Raw genomic sequence first — 19,974 nt, forward strand, 5'->3', positions numbered from 1 at the left:
CCACCGGGGTCCGCTATCGACAAAAACGAGAACATGTTCTAGTCTAGGTGCAGAGCGACGCGAGGTCGGGAACTCCTCGCCGCGAAGGCTGCAACGGTTGACGAACAGGGGCATTCATGGCTGACAACACTGCCGGCGAGGTGCTGGCCAGCATCGACGACGTGCTTCCGGTGCTGCGCGAAAGGGCCCAGGACACAGAGGATGCCCGGCGGATTCCGGACGAGTCGATCAAGGCGCTGCAGGAGACGGGCTTCTTCAAGCTGCTCCAGCCGAAGCTCCACGGGGGCTACGAGGCCGACCCGGTCAGCTTCTTCACCGCGGTAAAACGTGTTGCAAGTGCGTGCGGCTCGACCGGATGGGTCGCATCCATCCTCGGCGTGCACCCGTGGCACGTGGGGTTGTTCGACGGCAGGGCACAGGAGGAGGTGTGGAGCGCGGACACCGACACGCGGATCTCTTCCTCCTACGCGCCGATGGGCAAGGCCCAGCTGGTCGACGGCGGGTACCGGCTGTCCGGACGCTGGAACTTCTCCTCGGGATGCGACCACGCCACCTGGGTGCTGCTCGGGGGGCCCGCGTTCGACTCCGAGGGCAACGCCGTCGACTTCTGCACGTACCTGCTGCCGAACAGTGACTACACGATCGACGACGTGTGGGACACCGTCGGCCTGCGCGGGACGGGCAGCAACGACATCATCGTCGACGACGTGTTCGTCCCCGAACACCGCGTGCTGAGCTTCATCCCCATGTCCAAGTGCGAGGTGCCGGGGCAGGACGTCAACCCGGGCCCGCTGTACCGGCTCCCGTTCGGCTCCGTGCATCCCAGCACGATCACCGCGCCGATCATCGGTATGGCCCAGGGCGCGTACGACGCCCACGTGGAACACCAGCGCAGCAGGGTGCGCGCGGCTTACGCGGGTGAGGAGTCCAAGGACGACCCGTTCGCCAAGGTGCGCATCGCCGAGGCCGCCAGCGAGATCGACGCCGCGTGGCTGCAGCTGACCCACAACATCGATGAGCTGTACCAGCACGCCTGCGCCGGTGAGAAGATCCCGTTCTCCTCGCGCGTGCGGGTGCGCCGCGACCAGGTGCGCGGCAGCGAGCGCGCGATCGCGGCCATCGACCGGCTCTTCGAGAACTCCGGGGGTCGGGCACTGAAGTCCGGCACACCGATCCAGCGGTTCTGGCGGGACGCGCACGCCGGGCGGGTGCACGCGGCCAACGACCCGGAGCGGGCGTACACCATGTTCGGCACCGCCGAGTTCGGTCAGCGCGTCAAGGACTCGATGGTCTAGGAGGGCCGGTTCATGACCGAAGGCAGCTACGCCGAGGCACGCGAGGGCCTGCGGCTGCACTACCACGAGGCAGGCACCGAGCACGACGAGACGGTCGTGCTGCTGCACGGTGGCGGACCCGGAGCCTCCGCGTGGAGCAACTTCGCGCGCAACATCCCGGAACTGGCCAAGAAGTTCCACGTGCTGGCCGTGGACCAGCCCGGGTTCGGGCGCTCGGACAAGCCGACAGAGCACCCGCAGTACTTCACGCACAGCGCGAGCGCGCTCGCAGGCCTGCTCGACACGCTCGGTATCGGCAGGGCACACCTGATCGGCAACTCCCTCGGCGGTGGCGCCGCCGTGCGGTTCGCGCTGGACTACCCGGACCGGGCAGGCAGGCTGGTGCTGATGGGGCCCGGCGGCCTGAGCGTGAACGTGTTCTCGGCCGACCCGACGGAGGGCGTGCAGAAGCTCGCCGACTTCGCTGCGCCTCCGGGACCGAGCAAGGACAAGCTCGAGCAGTTCCTGCGCGTCATGGTCTACGACCAGTCGCTGATCACCCCGGAACTGCTCGAGGAGCGGTACGCGGCAGCGAGCACGCCGGAGTCGATGGCCGCCATGAAGGCCATGGGCGAGTCGTTCATGCGTGCCGACGAGGCCGAGCGCGGCATGCTGTGGCGCGAGGCCTACCGGCTGCGGCAACGCGTGCTGCTCGTCTGGGGCCGGGAGGACCGTGTCAACCCGCTGGACGGCGCGCTGATGGCGCTGAAGACGATCCCCAGGGCACAGCTGCACGTGTTCGGGCGCTGCGGGCACTGGGCGCAGCTGGAGAAGTTCGAGGAGTTCAACCGGCTCGCCACGGACTTCCTGGCCGACCCGTGAAGGGCTTCCCCCTGAACGACCCGGTGAACGACCCGGTGAACGACTCTGCGTGAGCCACACAAGACATGAGGAGTGGTGTGTGATGGGCATTCGATCGCTCGGTTACCTGCGGATCGAGGCCACCGACATGGCGGCGTGGCGCGAGTACGCGCTGGATGTGCTCGGTCTCGTGGAGGGGTCCGGGTCCGACCCGGACGCGCTGTACCTGCGGATGGACGAGTTCCCCGCGCGGCTGGTGATCGTGCCGGGGGAGACCGACCGGCTCGCGCAGGCCGGCTGGGAGGTCGCCAATGCCGGGGAGCTGCAAGAGGTCCGGGAACGGCTGGAGGCGGCCGGTGTCGCCTACAAGGAGGGGACGGCGGACCAGCTCGCCGAACGCCGCGTAGACGAGCTGATCAGCTTCACCGACCCGACGGGCAACACCCTCGAGGCCTTCCACGGCATCGCGCTGCGCCACGACCGGGTCGTCAGCCCGCACGGCCACCGGTTCGTCACGGGCGAGCAGGGGCTCGGGCACATCGTGTTGTCCACTCACGACGACGAGTCCTCGCTGCGCTTCTACCGCGACGTGCTCGGGTTCCGGCTGCGCGACTCCATGCGGTTCCCGCCCGAGGTGGTTGGCCGGTCCAAAGGCGACGCCCCCGCGTGGTTGCGGTTCTTCGGGTGCAACCCGCGGCACCACAGCCTCGCGTTCCTGCCGATGCCGACCCCGAGCGGGATCGTGCACATCATGATCGAGGTGGAGAACACCGATGACGTGGGGTTGTGCCTGGATCGTGCGGAGAAGCACAAGGTGCCCATGTCGGCCACGCTGGGCAGGCACGTGAACGACCTGATGCTGTCGTTCTACATGAAGACCCCCGGCGGGTTCGACGTCGAGTTCGGCTGCGAGGGCAGGCAGGTCGCGGACGAGACCTGGATCGCGCGGGAGAGCACCGCGGTCAGCCTCTGGGGACACGACTTCAGCGTCGGCTGGCGCAACCAGTAGGGCCGTGGCGATGCGCGGCAACGAGCAGCGAGGGCAGGGGATATGACGGCACAGGCAGCGACCGGGCAAGACGCGGCCGTGGACGCCGCGCGGTTCCGTACGGTACTCGGCCACTTCTGTACCGGTGTGACGGTCGTCACCGGCTACGGGCCGGACGGTCCCGTCGGGTTCGCGTGCCAGTCGTTCGCCGCGCTCTCGCTGGACCCGCCCTACGTACTCTTCTGCCCCGGCAAGACCTCGCGCGCGTGGCCGGTCATCGAAGCCGCCGGGTACTTCGCGGTGAACGTGCTCGGCGAGTCCCAGCGGGACGTGAGTACGGTGTTCGGCTCCCCGGGCGACGACAGGTTCTCCCGGGTCGGCTGGACGCGCGCGGAGTCCGGCGCCCCCCTCCTCGACGGCGCGCTGACCTGGATCGACTGTGCCGTGGAGACGGTACACGACGCGGGAGACCACTTCATCGTCGTCGGCAGGGTGCGCGAGCTCGGCGACCTTGCCGACGACCGCCCGCTGCTGTTCTACCGCGGCCGGTACGCCGCGATCGGGTTGGAGCGTGGCGAGGCCGCACCGGCGCCCGAGCACCTGACAGCGTTTCTGACCTGGCCCGGTCCGGACGACTGGGTCTAGGCCGGTCCGGTGTAGCCGTCGTCACAGTCGCCTACTGTGGTAGAGAACATGTTCTAAACTCGCCGGTAGGTTACGCTGATCGGTGGTACTCGCCGACTGCGGGTGTGTCAACGACGATGAGAAGCGGCCCGTGGCAGCATGCGGTGCGCGGCTGCGTGGGTGGGAGGTGAACCGTGCGTGTCGCACTGCTGTCCTACCGGAGTAAACCGCACTGTGGGGGTCAGGGAGTCTACGTCCGGTACCTGAGCAGGGGCCTGGCCGAGCTGGGGCACGAGGTGGAGGTCTTCTCGGGGCAGCCGTACCCGGAGCTCGACCCGGGCGTCGAGCTCACCAAGGTGCCGAGCCTCGACCTCTACCGCGAGTCGGACCCGTTCCGCACGCCGCGCCCGAGTGAGATCCGCGACGGCATCGACCTGCTCGAGCTCGGGTTGATGTGGACGGCAGGCTTTCCCGAGCCACTGACGTTCAGCATGCGGGTGGCCAGGATACTGCGCGCCCGGGCGGACGAGTTCGACGTGGTGCACGACAACCAGAGCCTCGGCTCCGGCTTGCTGCCGCTGCGCGAGTCGGGTATCCCGCTGCTGGCCACCGTGCACCACCCCATCACCCAGGACCGCACGGCGGACCTGGCGGCGGCGCCACTGCGGCGCAAGCTGGCCGTCCGGCGCTGGTACGGCTTCGTCCGGATGCAGGCACGCGTCGCACGCAGGCTCGACGACGTGATCACGGTCTCGCGTAGCTCGGCAGAGGACATCGCGAACGACTTCGGGGTGCCTGCCGAGCAGATCCGTACGGTCCCGCTCGGCGTGGACACGTCGCTGTTCCGGCCGTCCCGTACCCAGCGGGTTCCCGGCCGGATCGTGGCGGTGGCCAGCGCGGACGTCCCGCTCAAGGGGGTGCGCCATCTCCTCGAGGCCGTGGCCAAGCTGCGTACCGAGCGGGCGGTCGAGCTGACCGTGGTGACGCAGCTGACCAAGGGCGGCCCGACGGAACGGCTGATCGAGGACCTCGCCATCGGGGACATCGTGCACACCGTCAGCGGAATCGACGACTCCGAGCTCGCCACGCTGCTCGGCTCCGCCGAGGTGGCGTGCGTGCCCTCGCTGTACGAGGGGTTCTCGCTGCCGACCGTGGAGGCCATGTCCTGCGCCACCCCGCTCGTGGTCAGCGACGCGGGCGCGCTGCCCGAGGTGGTCGGCGGCGACGGGGAGTGCGCTCTGCTGGCGCCGCCGGGCGACACCGAGGCCCTCGCGCAGCAGCTGGCGAGCCTGCTGGAGGATCCGGAACGGGCGCGGCAGCTCGGCGAGGCCGGCAGGCGCCGTGCGGTGGACCGGTACAGCTGGACGTCGGTGGCCGCGGCGACCGCGGAATGCTATGCGGAGGCGATCGACAGAGCCCGGAGCGGAAAGGGAGCGAGCACGTGCTGACTGTGGACTTCGACCAGCTGCGGATGCGGCCGGGCGACCGGGTGCTGGACCTCGGATGCGGGGCGGGCAGGCACGCCTTCGAGGCGTACCGGTGCGGTGCCGAGGTGGTCGCGTTCGACCAGGACCGCACGGAGCTGGACGCCGTCGAGGAGATGTTCGCCGCGATGTCCGAGGCCGGTGAGGTGCCCGATACGGCATCGGCCAGCACCGTGGCAGGGGACGCGCTGGAACTGCCGTTCCCGGACGCCTCGTTCGACCGCGTGATCGCCTCCGAGATCCTCGAGCACATACCCGAGGACGACAAGGCCATCTGGGAGCTGGCCAGGGTCCTGCGGCCGGGCGGGACGGCAGCGGTGACGGTGCCGAAGTGGTTGCCCGAGCGGGTGTGCTGGGCCCTGTCGGACGCCTACCACCAAGTCGAAGGCGGGCACGTGCGCATCTACCGCGCGACTCAGCTGACCGAACGGTTGCGCTCGGCCGGACTGAGCCCGGTGCACCGGCACCACGCGCACGCGCTGCACTCGCCGTACTGGTGGCTCAAGTGCGCGGTCGGCGTGGACAACGAGGACAACCCGCTGGTCAAGGCGTATCACCGCCTGCTGGTGTGGGACATGATGAGCCGGCCGTGGCTGACCCGCGGCGCCGAGCGCGTACTCGACCCTGTGCTCGGCAAGAGCGTGGCCGTCTACATGGTCAAGCAGGAGGTTCCGGTTGGCCCCCGGTAACGTCCCGTCCGTACCGGGCATCCTCACCCCGTCCGCGGTACTGGCCACCGTCCGGTCCATTGCCGCGACCCAGGAACCCTCCGGAGCGATCCCGTGGTTCCCCGGCGGGCACGTCGATCCCTGGGACCACGTCGAGTCCGCGATGGCGCTGAGCGCGGGCGGGTTGCGTGCCGAGGCCGAAGCCGCCTACGAGTGGTCGCGGCGCACCCAGCGTGCGGACGGGTCGTGGCCCATGCAGGTACGTGAGGGCGTCGTGGAGGACGCGGGCGCGGACACGAACTTCTGCGCCTACATCGCCGTCGGCGTATGGCACCACCTGCTGGTCACCGGCGACGCGGTCTTCGCGCGCCGGATGTGGCCCGTGGTGCGGCAGGCCATCGACTTCGTGCTCGGGCTGCAGGCCGAGCGGGGGGAGATCTACTGGGCAGGCGACCAGAACGGCGGGATCCTGCCGGAGGCGTTGCTGTCCGGGTGTTCGAGTATCCACCACAGCCTGCGGTGCGCCCTCGCGCTCGCCACGTTCGTGGACGAGCCGCAGCCGGAGTGGGAGGTCGCGCTCGGCAGGCTCGCGCACGCCTTGCGCCACCACCCGGACTCCTTCGTGGACAAACGCAGGTACTCGATGGACTGGTACTATCCTGTGCTCGGTGGCGTCCTGCGCGGCCAGGCCGGGCGGGACCGGCTGTGGGAACGGTGGCGGCACTTCGTGCTCGACGAGCTCGGCGCGCGCTGCGTGGACGACCACCCGTGGGTCACCGGTGCCGAGACGTGCGAGCTGGCGCTGAGCCTCGACGCGGTGGGCGAGGCGGCTCTTGCCAGGGACCTGCTCGCCGCGATGCAACACCTGCGGGACCCGGACGGCTCGTACTGGACCGGCCTGGTGTACGCCGACGGCAAGCGGTGGCCGGAGGAGCGCACCACTTGGACGGGAGCCGCGGTGGTGCTGGCCGCGGACGCGCTGTCGGGGACCACGCCCGCGAGCGGCATCTTTCGGGCGGACGAGCTGCCGACCGGGCTCGCCATCGACGGCGCCCGCTGTGGCTGCCGCAGCCTCTACGCCACCGGAGCGCCCGGCTGACCGCCTAGCCTGCGCAACACCCGTAGCGAGCCGGTAGCGGAGATCTCGGTGAACGTGCCGCTGTCGATGGCACGCCGGTAGACGTGGTACGGCGGGCGGCCCCCGTCGCGGGGGTCCGGGAAGACGTCGTGGATGGCAAGGACACCGTCCGGTGAGACCCAGGGTGCCCAGCCCGTGTAGTCGGCCTGTGCGGCCTCCTCGCTGTGGCCGCCGTCGACGAACAGGAACGTGATGGGCGAGCGCCAGAACGCAGCCACCGCGTCCGACCGGCCGACCACCGCCACGACGTGGTCCTCCAGCTCGGCGTCGGTGATCGTGCGGCGGAACGCGGCGAGCGTGTCCAGCCTGCCGGAGCGCGCGTCCACCAGCTCCGGGTCGTGGTACTCCCAGCCCGGCTGGTGCTCCTCCGAGCCGCGGTGATGGTCCACGGTGACGACGGTGCCGCCCGCCTCGCGCGCGGCCGCGGCGAGGAAGACGGTGGACTTGCCGCAGTAGCTGCCGATCTCCACGGCGAGCCCGCCCGCGAGGTGCTCGCGTGCCGCCTCGTAGAGCGCGATCCCTTCCTCGCTCGGCATGAAGCCGGGCGCGCGCACGGCGTGGTCGATCAGCTCGTCGGGCATCGGCACGAGGGGTCGCCTTTCGTCGCTGGCATCGCGGGACCGGCAGCGCAGCACCGGCATCATGGGACCGGCAGCGCGGCACCGGCAGCGCGGCACCGGGGAACCCGCCGCCGCGGACCCGCTTCATCGTAGTGTGCCGCGACGCCGCGGGCAGGTGGGAGCCGAATGTGACACTCGGCTCCTTCTATGGAGCCAAGGTCACCTTGGGCTCCCCGCTCCGCGCCCGTTGTATGGGCACGGGGTGGTACGCGCGCCTAGGATGATCGGCATGACTCGCTGCGCAGGCTGCGGATTCGTGATCTCGGCTGACGCCGAGCCCGCGGTGACCGATGACCAGCAGGTGGCCGACTACGACGAGACGGCGTTCGCCGAGGCAGGCGAACGCATCGTGGCGACGGTGGCCGAGGTCGTGTCGCTGCTGGAGGGCACGGACGCGGCGGCGCTACGCGTGCGGCCCGACCCTGGTACGTGGTCGCGGTTGGAGTACGCGTGTCACATGCGCGATGTCCTCGTCGTGCAGCGGGAGCGGGCGTTGCGTGCCCGCGCGGTGGACTGCCCCGACGTCGAGCGGATGGGCCGCGAGGAACGGGTCGAGCACGACGGCTACGCCGAGCAGGACCCGGTCGACGTGGCACGCCAGCTCACCGAGTTCGCCCGCCTGTTCACGGGCGTGCTCGCCAGGCTCGGGCCACAGGACTGGCTACGCACCCTGAACTACAACTGGCCGGACAGCCGCCCGCGGACGCTGCGGTGGCTGGCCATGCACACCCTGCACGAGATGGTCCACCACCGCGAGGACATCCGCAGCCAGGCGGGATGACCCACAGCCCGGGGTGGGAGCCGAAGGTGACATCGGGTTCTTAGAAGGAGCCGGATGTCACCTTCGGCTCCCACCTGCCGGCCCGGCATGGCGCGTTACGGCGCGGATGTACGGCGGAATACCCGCCCATCGTGGTGCCATGTGCCGACCTTCGACGGTAGTTGATACCCACTCGAACGAGTGAAGCTTGCTCGGTACCTTGTCTGCCGATCGTGGCGCAACGCCACAGGAGCGAGTGATACCGATGAGAAAAATCTGGCCGGCTCTCGTCGCTACCGCGGCGAGCCTCGCCCTTCTCGCCGCGGGCCCCATAACGGCCGCGGCCTCGGCATCGGCCCCGGAGACAGCACCCGCCGGGGCGGAACCGTTGATCATCGATGGTGGTTATGCCGACGAGGCGCCGTGGGCCGCACGAATGTTCGTCGACGGCGACGAGCGGTGCAGCGCGTCGATCATCGCGCCGACCTGGATCCTGACCGCCGACCACTGCGTCGTCCGGGGCGAGCACACCTTCCGTATCGGCAGCACGGACCAGCATTCCGGCGGCACGATGGCCACGGGCGTCGACATCCACACGCATTACTTTGCGGACCTGGCGCTCGTCGAGCTGGATCGGCCGGTCGACACGGCGTACGCCGAGCTGGCCGAGTCGTCCGGTGATGTGCGTGTCGGCGACACGGCACAGGTCTACGGCTGGGGCGCGACCTGCACCGACCGGCCCGAGCGGGAGTGCCAGTCCCGGTACCTCAAGTACGCCGACGTCGACGTCACGTCCACCCGTTGCCGGGATGCGGGGTGGGGCACGGCGATCTGCGCCCAGCGAGGCGACGGGATCCCCGCAGGCGGCGACTCCGGCGGTCCCATGTTCAACGACGACGTCCAGGTCGGTGTGGCGTCCACGAGCGACCGGCGCTCGCGTACCGCCTACACCAGCGTGATCGAGTACCGCGACTGGATCAGGTCGGTCTCCGGCGTGTGAGAAACCCGCGTGTGAACAACCCGCGTGTGTGACGGTCGCCCGAGGGGCGGCCGTCACACACGTAGCAGCCGTTCCAGATGTTCGTGCGGCTGACCGAACAGCTGCGCCGAGGAGTGCGCGCGCTTGAAGTACCGGTGCGCGTCGTGCTCCCAGGTGATGGCGATCCCGCCGTGCAGCTGGATCATCTCGGAGGCCACTGTCGACAGCGCGTCCGAGCAGTGCACGGTGGCGGCGAGCACGGCCTCCTCGGCATCCGCGCTGCCCGCGTCGAACGCCTCGCCTGCGGCGTAGCTCGCCGAGCGCGCGGTCTCGACCAGCACGTGCATGTCCGCCATGCGGTGCTTCAACGCCTGGAAGCTCCCGATCGGCCTGCCGAACTGGACCCGGTTCTTTGTGTACTCCACGGTCGTCTCGAGCGCCCGCGCCGCGGCTCCCGCCTGCTCGGCAGCGAGCACCGCGCAGGCGGTGTCGCGGGCGCGGCGCAGGGCCGTTGCGCCGTCGGCCCCGGACAACCGGATCCCGCGGGCCCCGTGCAGGGAGACGGTCGCGAGTCTGCGCTCCTGATCCATAGCAGGCGTGTGTTCCCTGGTGACGGCATCCTGGTCCGGGTTCACCTCGAACAGTGCGACGGAGCCGGCGTGCGCGGCCGCCACCACGAGTATGTCGGCGAGATCGCCGTCGAGCACGTAGTGCGCTGTGCCGTCCAGCGTGTGGTGCTCCCCGTCCGGCCGGGCGGTGCACGCGGGTTCGTCCGGGTCCCACCTCCCGTCCGCGCCTGCCCAGGCGAGCGTCGCGAGTGCCTCGCCGGTCGCGAGCCGGGGAAGGAGCCGCTCGCAGGCCTGCTCGTCGCCCGACTCCAGCAGGGCCCGGGCCGCCAGCGCCGCCGAGCCCAGCAGCGGGCTCGGTATGAGGTCCTTGCCGAGCTCCTCCGCGGCCACCTGCAGCTCACGCACGCCGGCACCGACCCCGTCGAAACGTTCCGGGACAGCCAGGGCCGCCACGCCGACCTGCTCGCACAGCACCGACCAGAGCTTGGCGTCGTAGCCCCGCGACGGATCCGCCTGCGGCGTGGGCCGATCCGGGCTCGGCTCACGTTCGAGTACACTTCGGATGGTCCGTGCCAGCTCCTCCTGCTCGTCGGTCGTGCCCGGCATCAGCTCGCCCGTCCCGCGCTCGAGGCCAGCTCGCCGAGCACCCTCGACCTGTGCGTGGCCTGGGTACCCCAGGCCGAGGTCAGCGCGCGAACCCTGGTCAGCCACAGGCCGATGTCGTGCTCGGCGGTGTACCCGATGGCGCCGTGTACCTGAAGGGCGGCGCGCGCCGCCTGGTAGGCGGCGTCTGCTGTGGCCACGCGCGCGGCAGAGACGTCCCGGCTCGCGTGCGGACTCGCGGCGTCGATGGCGACCGCTGCGCCGAACAGCAGCGGCCTGGCCAGCTCAAGCTGGGTGGCGATATCGGCCAGCATGTGCTTGATGGCCTGGTACTGCCCGATCGCCTTGCCGTACTGGAACCTCTGCTTGGCGTAGTCCACGCTCTCCTCGAGCAGCCGCCGTCCCGCGCCGAGTAGCTGGGCGGCGGTGGCGAGCGTGGCGACCGGCAGGGTCCGGTGGATCGCGAGCATGACCGCGGCGACCTCATCCCGTTGCAGCGAGTCGACCGCGAACAACCTGCGCGAAACATCCACAGAAGACAGCGGTGCGTCCGATGGCCGGTCGAACTCGTAGAGCACGCCTTCGGACACGCACAGCCGGATGTCGGCGATATCGGCATCGAGCGCGTACGGGGCCTCCGGCGACGCTGCCAGCGTCGCGATGCTCGCCCCCGAGGCCAGCGCGGGAAGCCACGAAGCGGCCTGGTCGATCTCCCCGCACTCGCCGAGCAGCGCCGGCACGGTCGCGACCGACTCGGTGACCGGCCCCGGAACGGCGTGGTACCCGAGAGCGTCCAGCGCGACCACGAGGTCCACCGCGTCCGCGCCGAGCCCGCCGTGACGCTCGGGGACGGCGAGCGCGGTGACGCCGAGATCGGCAAGGCGCTGCCACAGTGCCAGGCCCGTCTCGTGCTTGCCGCTTCCCCAGGCGCGTATCACGCCGGGAGTGTCTGCCTCGGCGAGGAGCGCGCCGATGCTGCGGGAGAAGTCAAGCTGCTCGCGGGAGAGCGCGAATCTCATGTGGCACCTCGGTTCTTGCTCGCAGTACTCTCTCTGGGAAGTCCGAGCAGGCGCTCGGCCACGATGTTCCGCTGGATCTGGTCCGTCCCGCCGTAGATCGGCCCGGCCAGCGAGAACAGGTACCCCGAGCTCCACCGGCCCGCGTCCGGAGCCGACTCCCCGGTCAGCTCGGCGCTCGGCCCGAGCAGGTCGAGCGCCGTCTCGTGCAGCGCGACATCCAGGTGGGACCAGTACAGCTTGTTCACACTCGACTCCGGACCGAGCTCGCCGCCCTCGGCGAGCCGGGAGACGGTGTTGAACGTGTACAGCTGGTAGGCACGAGCGCCGATCCACGCGTCGGCGACCCGTTCGCCGAGGGCGGTGTCGGCCGGGTCGCCCTCGCGGCACCACAGGTCGACCAGCCGCTCGGCCGATGCGAGGAACCTGCCGGGGCTGCGTAGCGAGAGCCCGCGCTCGTTGTTGGCCGTGGTCATCGCGACACGCCAGCCGTCATTCGGCTCGCCGATCACGTCGGAATCCGGGACGAAGACGTTGTCCAGGAAGATCTCCGCGAACCCGTACTCTCCGTCGAGCTGCGCGATCGGGCGGACCTGCACACCCTCGGCGTCCAGGTCGAACATCAGGTACGTCAGGCCCTTGTGCCGCTCGCTGTCCGGCTCGCTGCGGAACAACCCGAACGCGGAGTCCGCGAACGCTGCCCGCGAGCTCCACGTCTTCTGCCCGGACAGCAGCCAGCCGCCTTCGGTCCGGGTAGCGGTGCTGCGCAGTGCTGCGATGTCGCTGCCTGCCTCCGGCTCGGACCACGCCTGCGCCCACACGCGGTCGGAGCGGGCCATCTCCGGGAGGATGCGCGCCCGCTGCTCCTCGGTGCCGTGCGAGAACAGGGTCGGCGCCAGCATGAAGATGCCGTTCTGGTTCACCCTGGCCGGGGCACCCGCCGCGTAGTACTCCTCCTCGAAGACCAGCCACTCCAGCAGGGAGGCGTCGCGGCCGCCGTAGGCCGCGGGCCACGCCACGGCCGCGTAGCCCGCGTCGGCCAGCTTCGCCTCCCATGCGCGGTGCTGCTCGAATCCACGGGCGGTGTTGAACGACGCGAGCGGACGCTCGGGGACGTTCGCGGCGAGCCATTCCCGTACCTGCTCGCGGAACGCCAGGGTGGCCTCGTCGAACTCGAGATCCACTAGCTATTCCTTTCGCCTGTCGGAGGCCATCGACTTGGCATCCTGCCCGCCGAGCGAGTCCCCGCCGTGGACCTCGGCGTTGTGCGCGTGCGCGAAGTGATGCAGCCCGAACGCCGAGTCCATACCGCTGCGCATCCCCATCAGGTCCTCTGCCTGGTTGACGGCCTTCTTGGTGAGCGCGAGGCCGAAACCCGGCATCTCGGCGATCTGCTCGGCGAGCGCCTGGGTGTGTGACTCGAGCTCGTCGGCAGGCACGACCCGGTTCACCATGCCCCACTCCTTGGCCTGGGCCGCGCTGAAGCGCTCCCCGGTGAACAGCACCTCCTTGGCAGCGCGGGGGCCGAGGACCCACGGGTGGGCGAAGTACTCGACTCCCGGAATGCCCATCCGTACGACCGGGTCGGAGAAGAACGCGTCCTCCGTGGCGACGATCATGTCGCAGGTCCAGGCGAGCATCAGCGCGCCTGCGATGCAGGCACCCTGCACGCTGGCGATGGTCGGTTTGGGGATCTCCCGCCAGCGCCTGCACATGCCGAGGTAGACCTCCGCCTCGCGGGCGAAGCGCTTGTCGCCGCCTTCCTTGCCCACATGGTCCCACCACAGCACCGCCGTGCGGTCGAACGACGTATCCACGTCGCGGCCGGGAGTGCCGATGTCGTGCCCGGCGCTGAAGTGCTTGCCCTCCCCGGCAAGCACGATGACCTTGACCTCGTCGTCGTCCACGGCTCGCTGGAACGCCGCGTCGAGCGCGTAGGTCATCGCGGAGTTCTGGGCGTTGCGGTACTCGGGACGGTTCATCGTGACGACGGCGGTCCTGCCGCGACGCTCGTAGCGGACCACCTCGTCGTCGGTTGTACTCATGCCTGCTCCTTCGTGGCCGTCGCTTGCTCCCGTAGGACCCGCTTGAGAACCTTGCCCGTCGCGTTGCGGGGGAACTCGGTGACGAACTCGACGTGGCGGGGCACCTTGTAGTTCGCCAGCAGCTTCTTGCAGTGCTCGATGACGTCCGTTTCGGATAGACCGTGTTCCGGCGTCGGCAGGATGTAGGCCTTGCCGACCTCGCCGAGCCGGTCGTCGGGAACACCGATCACCGCGGACTCGGATACGCCGTCCAGTCTGGCCAGTGACTGCTCCACTTCGGCCGGGTAGACGTTGAACCCGCCGGAGACGTACATGTCCTTGATCCGGTCGGTGATCGTCAGGTACCCGTGCTTGTCGAGCACGCCGACATCGCCGGTGTGCAGCCACCCGTCCGGGTCGATCGCGCGTGCCGTCTCCTCCGGGTCGTCGAGGTACCCGAGCATCACGTTCGGCCCCCGCAGCAGGACCTCGCCGGGCTCGCCGGGTGGCGTGGGGGCGCCGGAACCGTCCGTGGCGACCGTGGTGACCTCGAAGCCCGCTGCGGCCTTGCCGCAGGTGGTGGCGATGACCTCCGGTTTGTCCGAGGGGCGGCACATGGTGGCGACCGCCGCCTCGGTGAGCCCGTACGCGGTGAGTACGCAGTCGAAGCCGAGCTCGTCACGCATCCGCTCGACGAGCACCACCGGAACGGTCGCGGCGCCCGTCACCGCGAGCCGGAGGCTGGAGAGGTCGAAGTCACCTCGCTTGGGATGGTCCAGCATCACCTGGTAGATCGTGGGCGCTCCGGGAAGGACGGTGACCCGTTCCGACTCGATCGCGGCGAACGCCGCTTCGGCATCGAAGGTGGTGTGCGGGATCATCGTGGCGCCGCGCAGGATCGCCACGAGGATGCCCGCCTTGTAGCCGAAGCTGTGGAAGAACGGGTTGATCACCAGGTAGCGGTCCCGTTCGGTGAGCCCGCCGAGCTGCGCCCAGGCCTCGGCGACGCCGAGCGACTGGGCGTGCGAGCTCATGGCTCCCTTGCTGCGGCCCGTCGTGCCGGACGTGAACAGGATGTCGCTCGGCTCCTCCGGGTTGGCGTGGGTCAGGCGCGTATCCAGCTCGCCGCTGCCGACGCGAACCGCGTACCCGGGGATGTCCGCCCAGTCCAGCACGGCCGGGTCCTCCGGGAGGCCCTCGCCGAGCGGGACGCGCAGCACGGTGCGCAGCGTCGGGATACCGGGCACCGGGCGGTCCGCAGGGGAGCCCGTCTCGCCGTCGTGCGCCGCCGCCTCGCGCAGCGCGGCCAGCCGGTCCGTGCCGAGGAACGGTCCCGCGATGACCAACGCGGTCGCCTCGCTGCGCCGGACGATGTCGAGGATCTCCGCGCCGGTGAAACGGGTGTTGATCGGGACGAGGGTGGCCCCCGCGTACAGGGCGCCGAGCGCTGCCTCCACCCAGTGGTGGGTGTTCGGTGAGCAGACAGCCACCCGGTCGCCTTCCCGGATACCGTTGGCGATGAACAGCCGCGCGCAGTCGCGTACCCGCTGGTGCAGCTCGTTGTAGGTCAAGCGGGTGTCGCCGTCGACAACCGCCTCCCGGTCACCGAACCGGTGCGCTGCCGTGACGAGTGCGTCTGGGATCGTGGCCGACCTCGTGTCGTCGGGCGAACTCACCTCTTCACCTCCCTAGCAAGTGCTTGGTAGTCTAGCGTACGTAGCTTCCGCCGGTTTGGCCAGAGTCGTAGGGAGGGTCCCGTGGGTGAGCACGGAGTCGAGTCGAACGAGCAGTTCCGTGCTCGGGTCCGGGACTGGCTCGAGGACAACCTCTCCGGGCGGTTCGCGGGGCTGCGTGGTCTCGGTGGCCCCGGCAGGGAGCACGAGGCCTTCGACGAGCGCGTCAGCTGGGAGAAACACCTCGCCCGGGCGGGGTGGACCTGCCTGAGCTGGCCGGTCGAGCACGGCGGCGCAGGCCTCTCGCTGGACAAGCAGGTCATCTTCCACGAGGAGTACGCGCGTGCGCAGGCGCCGGGGAAGGTGAGTCACCTCGGGCAGGAGCTGCTCGGCCCGACGCTGGTCGCGTACGGCACGGCCGAGCAGCAGGAGCGGTTCCTTCCCCCGATCCGCGACGTGGAGGAGCTGTGGTGCCAGGGGTACTCGGAACCCGGCGCGGGGTCCGATCTCGCCGCGGTGTCCACCACGGCCACCCGGGATGGGGACGAGTGGGTCGTCACAGGCCAGAAGGTGTGGACGTCGCTGGCGCACGTCGCGGACTGGTGTTTCGTGCTCGCCAGGACGGAGCCGGGGTCGCGCCGGCATGCCGGGCTGAGCTACCTGCTCGTGCCGATGGACCAGCCGGGTGTCGATGTGCGCCCGATCAACCAGCTCACCGGGACCTCGGAGTTCAACGAGGTCTTCTTCGATCGCGCGCGCACGCCGGTGGACATGCTCGTCGGGGAGGAGGGTCAGGGGTGGCGCGTCGCCATGGGCACGCTCGCGTTCGAGCGGGGGGTCGCCACCCTCGGGCAGCAGATCGGGTTCCGGCGCGAGCTTGCCGAGCTGACGGAGCTGGCGCGCGGGAACGGCGCTGTCGAGGATCCGGCTGTCCGGGCGGATCTCGCGCGCGCCTGGGTGGAGCTCGACGTCATGCGGGCGCACGCGCTGCGCACCCTCGGGGACGCGCGGACCGGTACGGCCGAGGTCTCGAAGCTGCTGTGGGCCAACTGGCATCGCGCGCTCGGCGAGCTGGCCATGCGGGTGCGCGGGGCGGCCTCGCTCGTCACCCGCGGCGAGCCCTACGACCTGGACGAGTGGCAGCGGCTGTACCTGTTCAGCAGGGCCGACACCATATACGGCGGTTCGAACGAGGTTCAGCGGAACGTCATCGCGGAACGCGTACTGGGCTTACCAAGGGAGATGAAAGCCACGTGAGCATCGTAGTGGGGCGAGGAGCGGAGCGTGGCTGGAATCGACCGGGCTGGGGTGGAGATGAAAGCCACGTGAGCATCGTAGTGGGGCGAGGAGCGGAGCGTGGCTGGAATCGACCGGGCTGGGGTGGAGATGAAAGCCACGTGAGCATCGTAGTGGGGCGAGGAGCGGAGCGTGGCTGGAATCGACCGGGCTGGGGTGGAGATGAAAGCCACGTGAGCATCGTAGTGGGGCGAGGAGCGGAGCGTGGCTGGAATCGGCAGGGGGACGCAGGGAACCGACAGTTCAGGAGGTACGCCAGTGACCACCATCCCGCCGTATCCGCACGGTAAGGATCTGCTCGCGGGCAAGGTCGTCGTGGTGACGGCAGCGGCGGGTACCGGAATCGGTTCCGCCGTCGCGGCTCGCTGCCTCGAGGAAGGCGCCAGTGTCGTCATCAGTGACTGGCACGAGCGGCGGCTGGCCGAGAAGCTCGACGAGCTGGCCACGGAGCACGGTGACCGGGTGCATGCCACTGCCTGCGACGTCACCGACACCGAGCAGGTCGACACCCTCATCTCCGGGGCGGTGGAGCGCTTCGGCCGGATCGACGTGATGATCAACAATGCCGGGCTCGGCGGCTCGACATCCATTGTGGATATGACCGACGAGGAGTGGTCCCGCGTCCTCGACATCACGCTGGACGGGACGTTCCGCGCCACACGGGCCGCACTGCGCCAGTTCATCGCCCAGGGCGGGGGTGGTGCCGTGGTGAACAACTCCTCGGTCGTCGGCTGGCGCGCGCAGGCGGAGCAGTCCCACTACGCGGCGGCGAAGGCGGGCGTGATGGGTCTGACCCGGTGCGCCGCGGTGGACGTCGCCGAACACGGTATCCGTGTCAACGCGGTGGCACCGAGCCTGGCGACGCATCCGTTCCTGGCGAAGGTCGCGGGTGAGGAGCTGCTCGGGGAGCTCGAGCAGCGGGAGGTCTTCGGCAGGGCGGCGCGACCGTGGGAGGTGGCGAATGTAATGGTGTTCCTTGCCAGCGACTACGCCTCCTACCTCACCGGCGAGGTGGTTTCGGTGAGCAGCCAGCATCCCTGACCGTGATCTGTGAGGACCAGATGAGCAGTACCAAGCAGACGGCCGATTCGGGCAGCGGCAGCTCGAGCCGCAGGGCGGAGTTGCTCGCCCTCGCCGGCACACTGTTCGCCGAGCGCGGTTTCAAGTCCACGACGGTGCGGGACATCGCCGAGGAAGCCGGGATCCTCTCGGGGAGCTTGTATCACCATTTCGATTCCAAGGAGTCGATGGCAGACGAGATCCTGCGTTCGTTCCTCGACGAGCTGTTCGGCACGTACCGGGAGATCGTCGCGCGGGAGCTGGGGCCGAGGAAGACCCTCGAGGCCGTGGTGGCGACGTCGTTCGAGGCCGTGCACAACCACCACGACGAGGTGGCGATCTTCCAGAACGAGGCCAAGTACCTTGTGCAGTTCCCCCGCTTCGCCTACCTCGCCGAGCGCAATGCCGAGTTCCACGAGTTGTGGACCTCCATCCTCGCCGAAGGTGTTCGTACCGGGGCGTTCCGGGCCGACCTGGATGTGGAGCTGACGTACCGGTTCATCCGGGACACGGTGTGGGTGGCCGTGCACTGGTACAAACCCGCCGGGTCGCTGTCCGCCGAGGACATCGCCGACGAGTATCTGGGGATCGTGCTGGACGGGATCGCCGCGCGCCGCGGCAGGCGGCCCGTGAGGAAGAGTGCCGGTTAAGGAGTGGTTGTCGTGACCGATGCAGTGATCGTCGACGCGGTGCGGACGCCGGGTGGCAAGCGTGGTGGTGGCTTGAGTGCGGCGCATTCCGCCGATCTCGGCGCGCACGTGCTCGCCGGCCTCGTGGAGCGGACCGGGGTGGACGCCGAGCTTGTCGATGACGTCGTGATGGGGTGCACCGACACCCTCGGTTCGCAGGCAGGCAACATCGCGCGCACGTCGTGGCTGGCAGCGGGACTTCCCGAGCACGTGCCGGGCGTGACGGTGGACCGCCAGTGCGGTTCCGGCCAGCAGGCTGTGCACTTCGCCGCGCAGGCGGTGCTGTCCGGCACGGCCGATGCTGTGGTCGCGGCCGGTGTGCAGAACATGAGCCAGATCCCGATCAGCGCGGCCATGCTCGCGGGCCAGCAGTACGGGTTCGACGACCCGTTCTCCGGTTCACAGGGATGGCGGGCGCGCTACGGTGACGCCGAGGTGTCCCAGTTCCGCAGTGCCGACATGATCGCGGAGAAGTGGGACCTGTCGCGCGAGGCCATGGAGCGCTTCGCTCTCGCCAGCCACGAGCGCGCGCTCGCCGCGATCGACGCAGGCCGGTTCGACGCCGAGCTGCTTCCCTACGGCGACGTCACGGTGGACGAGTGTCCCAGGAAGGGGACCTCGCTGGAGAAGATGGCCGCGCTGGAACCGCTGAGCGAGGGGTCGCGGATCACCGCGGCGACCGCGAGCCAGATCAGCGACGCGGCCAGTGCCGCGCTGATCACCTCCGAGCGGTTCGCCACGGAGCACGGGCTGCCGGTGCGGGCACGGGTCCGGCACATCTCGGTGGCCGCCGCGGATCCGGTGTGGATGCTCACGGGACCTATCCCTGCCACGCAGCGGGCGTTGCAGAAGGCGGGCCTGTCGGTCTCCGACATCGACGTGTTCGAGGTGAACGAGGCGTTCGCCAGTGTCGTGCTCGCGTGGATGGCCGAGACCGGTGCCGAGCCGGACAGGGTGAACGTCAACGGTGGCGCCATCGCGCTGGGGCACCCGATCGGGGCGACGGGCACGAAGCTGTTCGCCACGATGCTGCACGAGCTGGAACGCCGTGGCGGCCGCTTCGGTCTGCAGACGATGTGCGAGGGCGGCGGCACGGCCAACGTCACCATCATCGAACGCTGAATGACGCTTTCACTCCACATGGAGGGTTGAATGACGCTTTCATTCCACGAGGCGGAGTGAAAGCGTCATTCAGCACACCTCAGTGCGGGGTCGGGCGCCGTGCTTTCGGCAGCGAGTGGACCACGAGGTCGTAGGAGTCCTCGATCATGTCGCGCAGCAGCCGGTCCGGGACCGAGCCGTCGATGGTGACGGTGTTCCAGTGCCGCTTGTTCAGGTGGTAGCCGGGCCGGACGGCGGGGTAGGAGATCCGGAGCTGCTCGGCCAGGGCCGGTTCGCACTTGAGGCTGACCTCGAGGGGGTCGCCGTCCAGCGCGGTGATGGCGAAGATCTTCCCGCCGACCTTGAACACCGAGTGCTTGTCGTCGAACGGGAACTCCTCACGCGCACCCGGGAAGGCGCGGCACAGCGAGGCGAGCTCGTCAGGAGTGACCATACCGCGAGGATACGGCGGTGCGTCGGGATCGTCGGCACGGCGCCGGTCCCGCCGCGTGCGCCGGTGCGGACCGTGCCGCCGCGTCCGGCGCCCG

The 19,974-nt window shown here is 69.7% G+C and carries 20 protein-coding genes; 13 read left to right on the forward strand and 7 right to left on the reverse strand.

The features are described from left to right. The first annotated feature begins 116 nt into the window (after positions 1–116). From hsaA to CHB84_RS11690, 7 genes are all read left to right on the forward strand, one after another. Positions 117–1,295 carry a 3-hydroxy-9,10-secoandrosta-1,3,5(10)-triene-9,17-dione monooxygenase oxygenase subunit gene (gene hsaA / locus CHB84_RS11660; protein ID WP_089301579.1) on the forward strand — a complete coding sequence of 393 codons (1,179 nt, stop codon included), beginning with the start codon at positions 117–119 and terminating at the stop codon, positions 1,293–1,295. A gap of 12 nt (positions 1,296–1,307) precedes the next feature. Further along, positions 1,308–2,156 carry a 4,5:9,10-diseco-3-hydroxy-5,9,17-trioxoandrosta-1(10),2-diene-4-oate hydrolase gene (gene hsaD, locus CHB84_RS11665; RefSeq protein ID WP_089301580.1) on the forward strand — a complete coding sequence of 283 codons (849 nt, stop codon included), beginning with the start codon at positions 1,308–1,310 and terminating at the stop codon, positions 2,154–2,156. A gap of 82 nt (positions 2,157–2,238) precedes the next feature. Continuing rightward, the gene (hsaC, locus tag CHB84_RS11670; protein WP_089301581.1) at positions 2,239–3,144 is read left to right on the forward strand and encodes an iron-dependent extradiol dioxygenase HsaC; all 906 of its coding nucleotides are present in this window, start codon (positions 2,239–2,241) and stop codon (positions 3,142–3,144) included. 42 nt (positions 3,145–3,186) lie between these two features. Then, positions 3,187–3,768 carry a 3-hydroxy-9,10-secoandrosta-1,3,5(10)-triene-9,17-dione monooxygenase reductase subunit gene (gene hsaB / locus CHB84_RS11675; protein ID WP_089301582.1) on the forward strand — a complete coding sequence of 194 codons (582 nt, stop codon included), beginning with the start codon at positions 3,187–3,189 and terminating at the stop codon, positions 3,766–3,768. A gap of 173 nt (positions 3,769–3,941) precedes the next feature. Further along, entirely contained in the window at positions 3,942–5,195 is a 1,254-nt protein-coding gene (locus CHB84_RS11680; RefSeq protein ID WP_089301583.1) for a glycosyltransferase family 4 protein, read from the forward strand. Further along, entirely contained in the window at positions 5,189–5,920 is a 732-nt protein-coding gene (locus CHB84_RS11685; protein ID WP_089301584.1) for a class I SAM-dependent methyltransferase, read from the forward strand. Before CHB84_RS11680 ends, CHB84_RS11685 begins: the two co-directional genes overlap by 7 nt. After that, positions 5,907–6,998, forward strand: coding sequence for a prenyltransferase (locus CHB84_RS11690; RefSeq protein ID WP_089301585.1), 1,092 nt, complete (start codon positions 5,907–5,909; stop codon positions 6,996–6,998). The genes CHB84_RS11685 and CHB84_RS11690 overlap by 14 nt, the downstream gene beginning before the upstream one ends. Here the strand turns inward: CHB84_RS11690 and CHB84_RS11695 are convergent. Then, on the reverse strand, positions 6,974–7,618 hold the full coding sequence (locus tag CHB84_RS11695; protein ID WP_217898522.1) for a class I SAM-dependent methyltransferase: 645 nt from the start codon (positions 7,616–7,618) through the stop codon (positions 6,974–6,976). The two genes, CHB84_RS11690 and CHB84_RS11695, sit on opposite strands and share 25 nt — an antisense overlap. Before the next feature lie 268 nt (positions 7,619–7,886). Between CHB84_RS11695 and CHB84_RS11700 the strand changes: the two genes are divergently transcribed. Continuing rightward, positions 7,887–8,438, forward strand: a complete 552-nt coding sequence (locus CHB84_RS11700) for a DinB family protein (RefSeq protein WP_089301635.1) — start codon at positions 7,887–7,889, stop codon at positions 8,436–8,438. 244 nt (positions 8,439–8,682) lie between these two features. Continuing rightward, the gene (locus tag CHB84_RS11705; protein WP_089301587.1) at positions 8,683–9,417 is read left to right on the forward strand and encodes a S1 family peptidase; all 735 of its coding nucleotides are present in this window, start codon (positions 8,683–8,685) and stop codon (positions 9,415–9,417) included. A 53-nt stretch (positions 9,418–9,470) separates the two neighbouring features. On the opposite strand, the gene CHB84_RS11710 is transcribed toward CHB84_RS11705, so the two are convergent. Genes CHB84_RS11710 through CHB84_RS11730 form a run of 5 tightly spaced genes read right to left on the reverse strand, consistent with a single transcriptional unit; the run spans position 9,471 to position 15,284 of the window. Further along, on the reverse strand, positions 9,471–10,571 hold the full coding sequence (locus tag CHB84_RS11710) for an acyl-CoA dehydrogenase family protein (protein ID WP_089301588.1): 1,101 nt from the start codon (positions 10,569–10,571) through the stop codon (positions 9,471–9,473). After that, positions 10,571–11,587: an acyl-CoA dehydrogenase family protein gene (locus CHB84_RS11715; RefSeq protein WP_089301589.1), complete on the reverse strand. Its 1,017-nt coding sequence runs from the start codon at positions 11,585–11,587 to the stop codon at positions 10,571–10,573. The genes CHB84_RS11710 and CHB84_RS11715 overlap by 1 nt, the downstream gene beginning before the upstream one ends. Continuing rightward, on the reverse strand, positions 11,584–12,768 hold the full coding sequence (locus tag CHB84_RS11720; RefSeq protein WP_089301590.1) for an acyl-CoA dehydrogenase family protein: 1,185 nt from the start codon (positions 12,766–12,768) through the stop codon (positions 11,584–11,586). The genes CHB84_RS11715 and CHB84_RS11720 overlap by 4 nt, the downstream gene beginning before the upstream one ends. Positions 12,769–12,771: 3 nt before the next feature. Further along, entirely contained in the window at positions 12,772–13,629 is an 858-nt protein-coding gene (locus tag CHB84_RS11725) for an enoyl-CoA hydratase (RefSeq protein WP_089301591.1), read from the reverse strand. Next, the gene (locus CHB84_RS11730; protein WP_089301592.1) at positions 13,626–15,284 is read right to left on the reverse strand and encodes a FadD3 family acyl-CoA ligase; all 1,659 of its coding nucleotides are present in this window, start codon (positions 15,282–15,284) and stop codon (positions 13,626–13,628) included. The genes CHB84_RS11725 and CHB84_RS11730 overlap by 4 nt, the downstream gene beginning before the upstream one ends. A gap of 81 nt (positions 15,285–15,365) precedes the next feature. On the opposite strand from CHB84_RS11730, the gene CHB84_RS11735 reads away from it, so the two are divergent. The 4 genes from CHB84_RS11735 (at position 15,366) to CHB84_RS11750 (ending at position 19,447) form a co-directional block, all read left to right on the forward strand. Beyond that, positions 15,366–16,538 (forward strand): acyl-CoA dehydrogenase family protein, encoded by a 1,173-nt coding sequence (locus CHB84_RS11735; RefSeq protein WP_089301593.1) that lies wholly within the window; start codon positions 15,366–15,368, stop codon positions 16,536–16,538. A gap of 297 nt (positions 16,539–16,835) precedes the next feature. Next, the gene (locus CHB84_RS11740) at positions 16,836–17,618 is read left to right on the forward strand and encodes an SDR family oxidoreductase (protein ID WP_089301594.1); all 783 of its coding nucleotides are present in this window, start codon (positions 16,836–16,838) and stop codon (positions 17,616–17,618) included. Between the two features lie 20 nt (positions 17,619–17,638). Next, positions 17,639–18,286: a TetR/AcrR family transcriptional regulator gene (locus CHB84_RS11745; RefSeq protein WP_089301636.1), complete on the forward strand. Its 648-nt coding sequence runs from the start codon at positions 17,639–17,641 to the stop codon at positions 18,284–18,286. A gap of 12 nt (positions 18,287–18,298) precedes the next feature. Next, positions 18,299–19,447, forward strand: coding sequence for an acetyl-CoA C-acetyltransferase (locus CHB84_RS11750; RefSeq protein WP_089301595.1), 1,149 nt, complete (start codon positions 18,299–18,301; stop codon positions 19,445–19,447). Between the two features lie 79 nt (positions 19,448–19,526). Here CHB84_RS11750 and CHB84_RS11755 read toward each other — a convergent pair whose 3' ends face one another. Further along, the gene (locus CHB84_RS11755; RefSeq protein ID WP_089301596.1) at positions 19,527–19,880 is read right to left on the reverse strand and encodes an MmcQ/YjbR family DNA-binding protein; all 354 of its coding nucleotides are present in this window, start codon (positions 19,878–19,880) and stop codon (positions 19,527–19,529) included. Between the last annotated feature and the right edge of the window lie 94 nt (positions 19,881–19,974).

It is taken from the genome of Haloechinothrix alba (assembly GCF_900188115.1).
GTDB lineage: Bacteria > Actinomycetota > Actinomycetes > Mycobacteriales > Pseudonocardiaceae > Haloechinothrix > Haloechinothrix alba.

Bases quoted from the DNA above. Each gene is read 5' to 3' on its own strand.
- CHB84_RS11705 (WP_089301587.1), top strand. From the start codon at position 8,683: ATGAGAAAAATCTGGCCGGCTCTCGTCGCTACCGCGGCGAGCCTCGCC.
- CHB84_RS11700 (WP_089301635.1), top strand. From the start codon at position 7,887: ATGACTCGCTGCGCAGGCTGCGGATTCGTGATCTCGGCTGACGCCGAG.
- CHB84_RS11755 (WP_089301596.1), bottom strand. From the start codon at position 19,880: ATGGTCACTCCTGACGAGCTCGCCTCGCTGTGCCGCGCCTTCCCGGGT.
- hsaC (WP_089301581.1), top strand. From the start codon at position 2,239: ATGGGCATTCGATCGCTCGGTTACCTGCGGATCGAGGCCACCGACATG.
- CHB84_RS11715 (WP_089301589.1), bottom strand. From the start codon at position 11,587: ATGAGATTCGCGCTCTCCCGCGAGCAGCTTGACTTCTCCCGCAGCATC.
- CHB84_RS11745 (WP_089301636.1), top strand. From the start codon at position 17,639: ATGAGCAGTACCAAGCAGACGGCCGATTCGGGCAGCGGCAGCTCGAGC.
- hsaD (WP_089301580.1), top strand. From the start codon at position 1,308: ATGACCGAAGGCAGCTACGCCGAGGCACGCGAGGGCCTGCGGCTGCAC.
- hsaA (WP_089301579.1), top strand. From the start codon at position 117: ATGGCTGACAACACTGCCGGCGAGGTGCTGGCCAGCATCGACGACGTG.
- hsaB (WP_089301582.1), top strand. From the start codon at position 3,187: ATGACGGCACAGGCAGCGACCGGGCAAGACGCGGCCGTGGACGCCGCG.
- CHB84_RS11695 (WP_217898522.1), bottom strand. From the start codon at position 7,618: ATGCCCGACGAGCTGATCGACCACGCCGTGCGCGCGCCCGGCTTCATG.
- CHB84_RS11725 (WP_089301591.1), bottom strand. From the start codon at position 13,629: ATGAGTACAACCGACGACGAGGTGGTCCGCTACGAGCGTCGCGGCAGG.
- CHB84_RS11710 (WP_089301588.1), bottom strand. From the start codon at position 10,571: ATGCCGGGCACGACCGACGAGCAGGAGGAGCTGGCACGGACCATCCGA.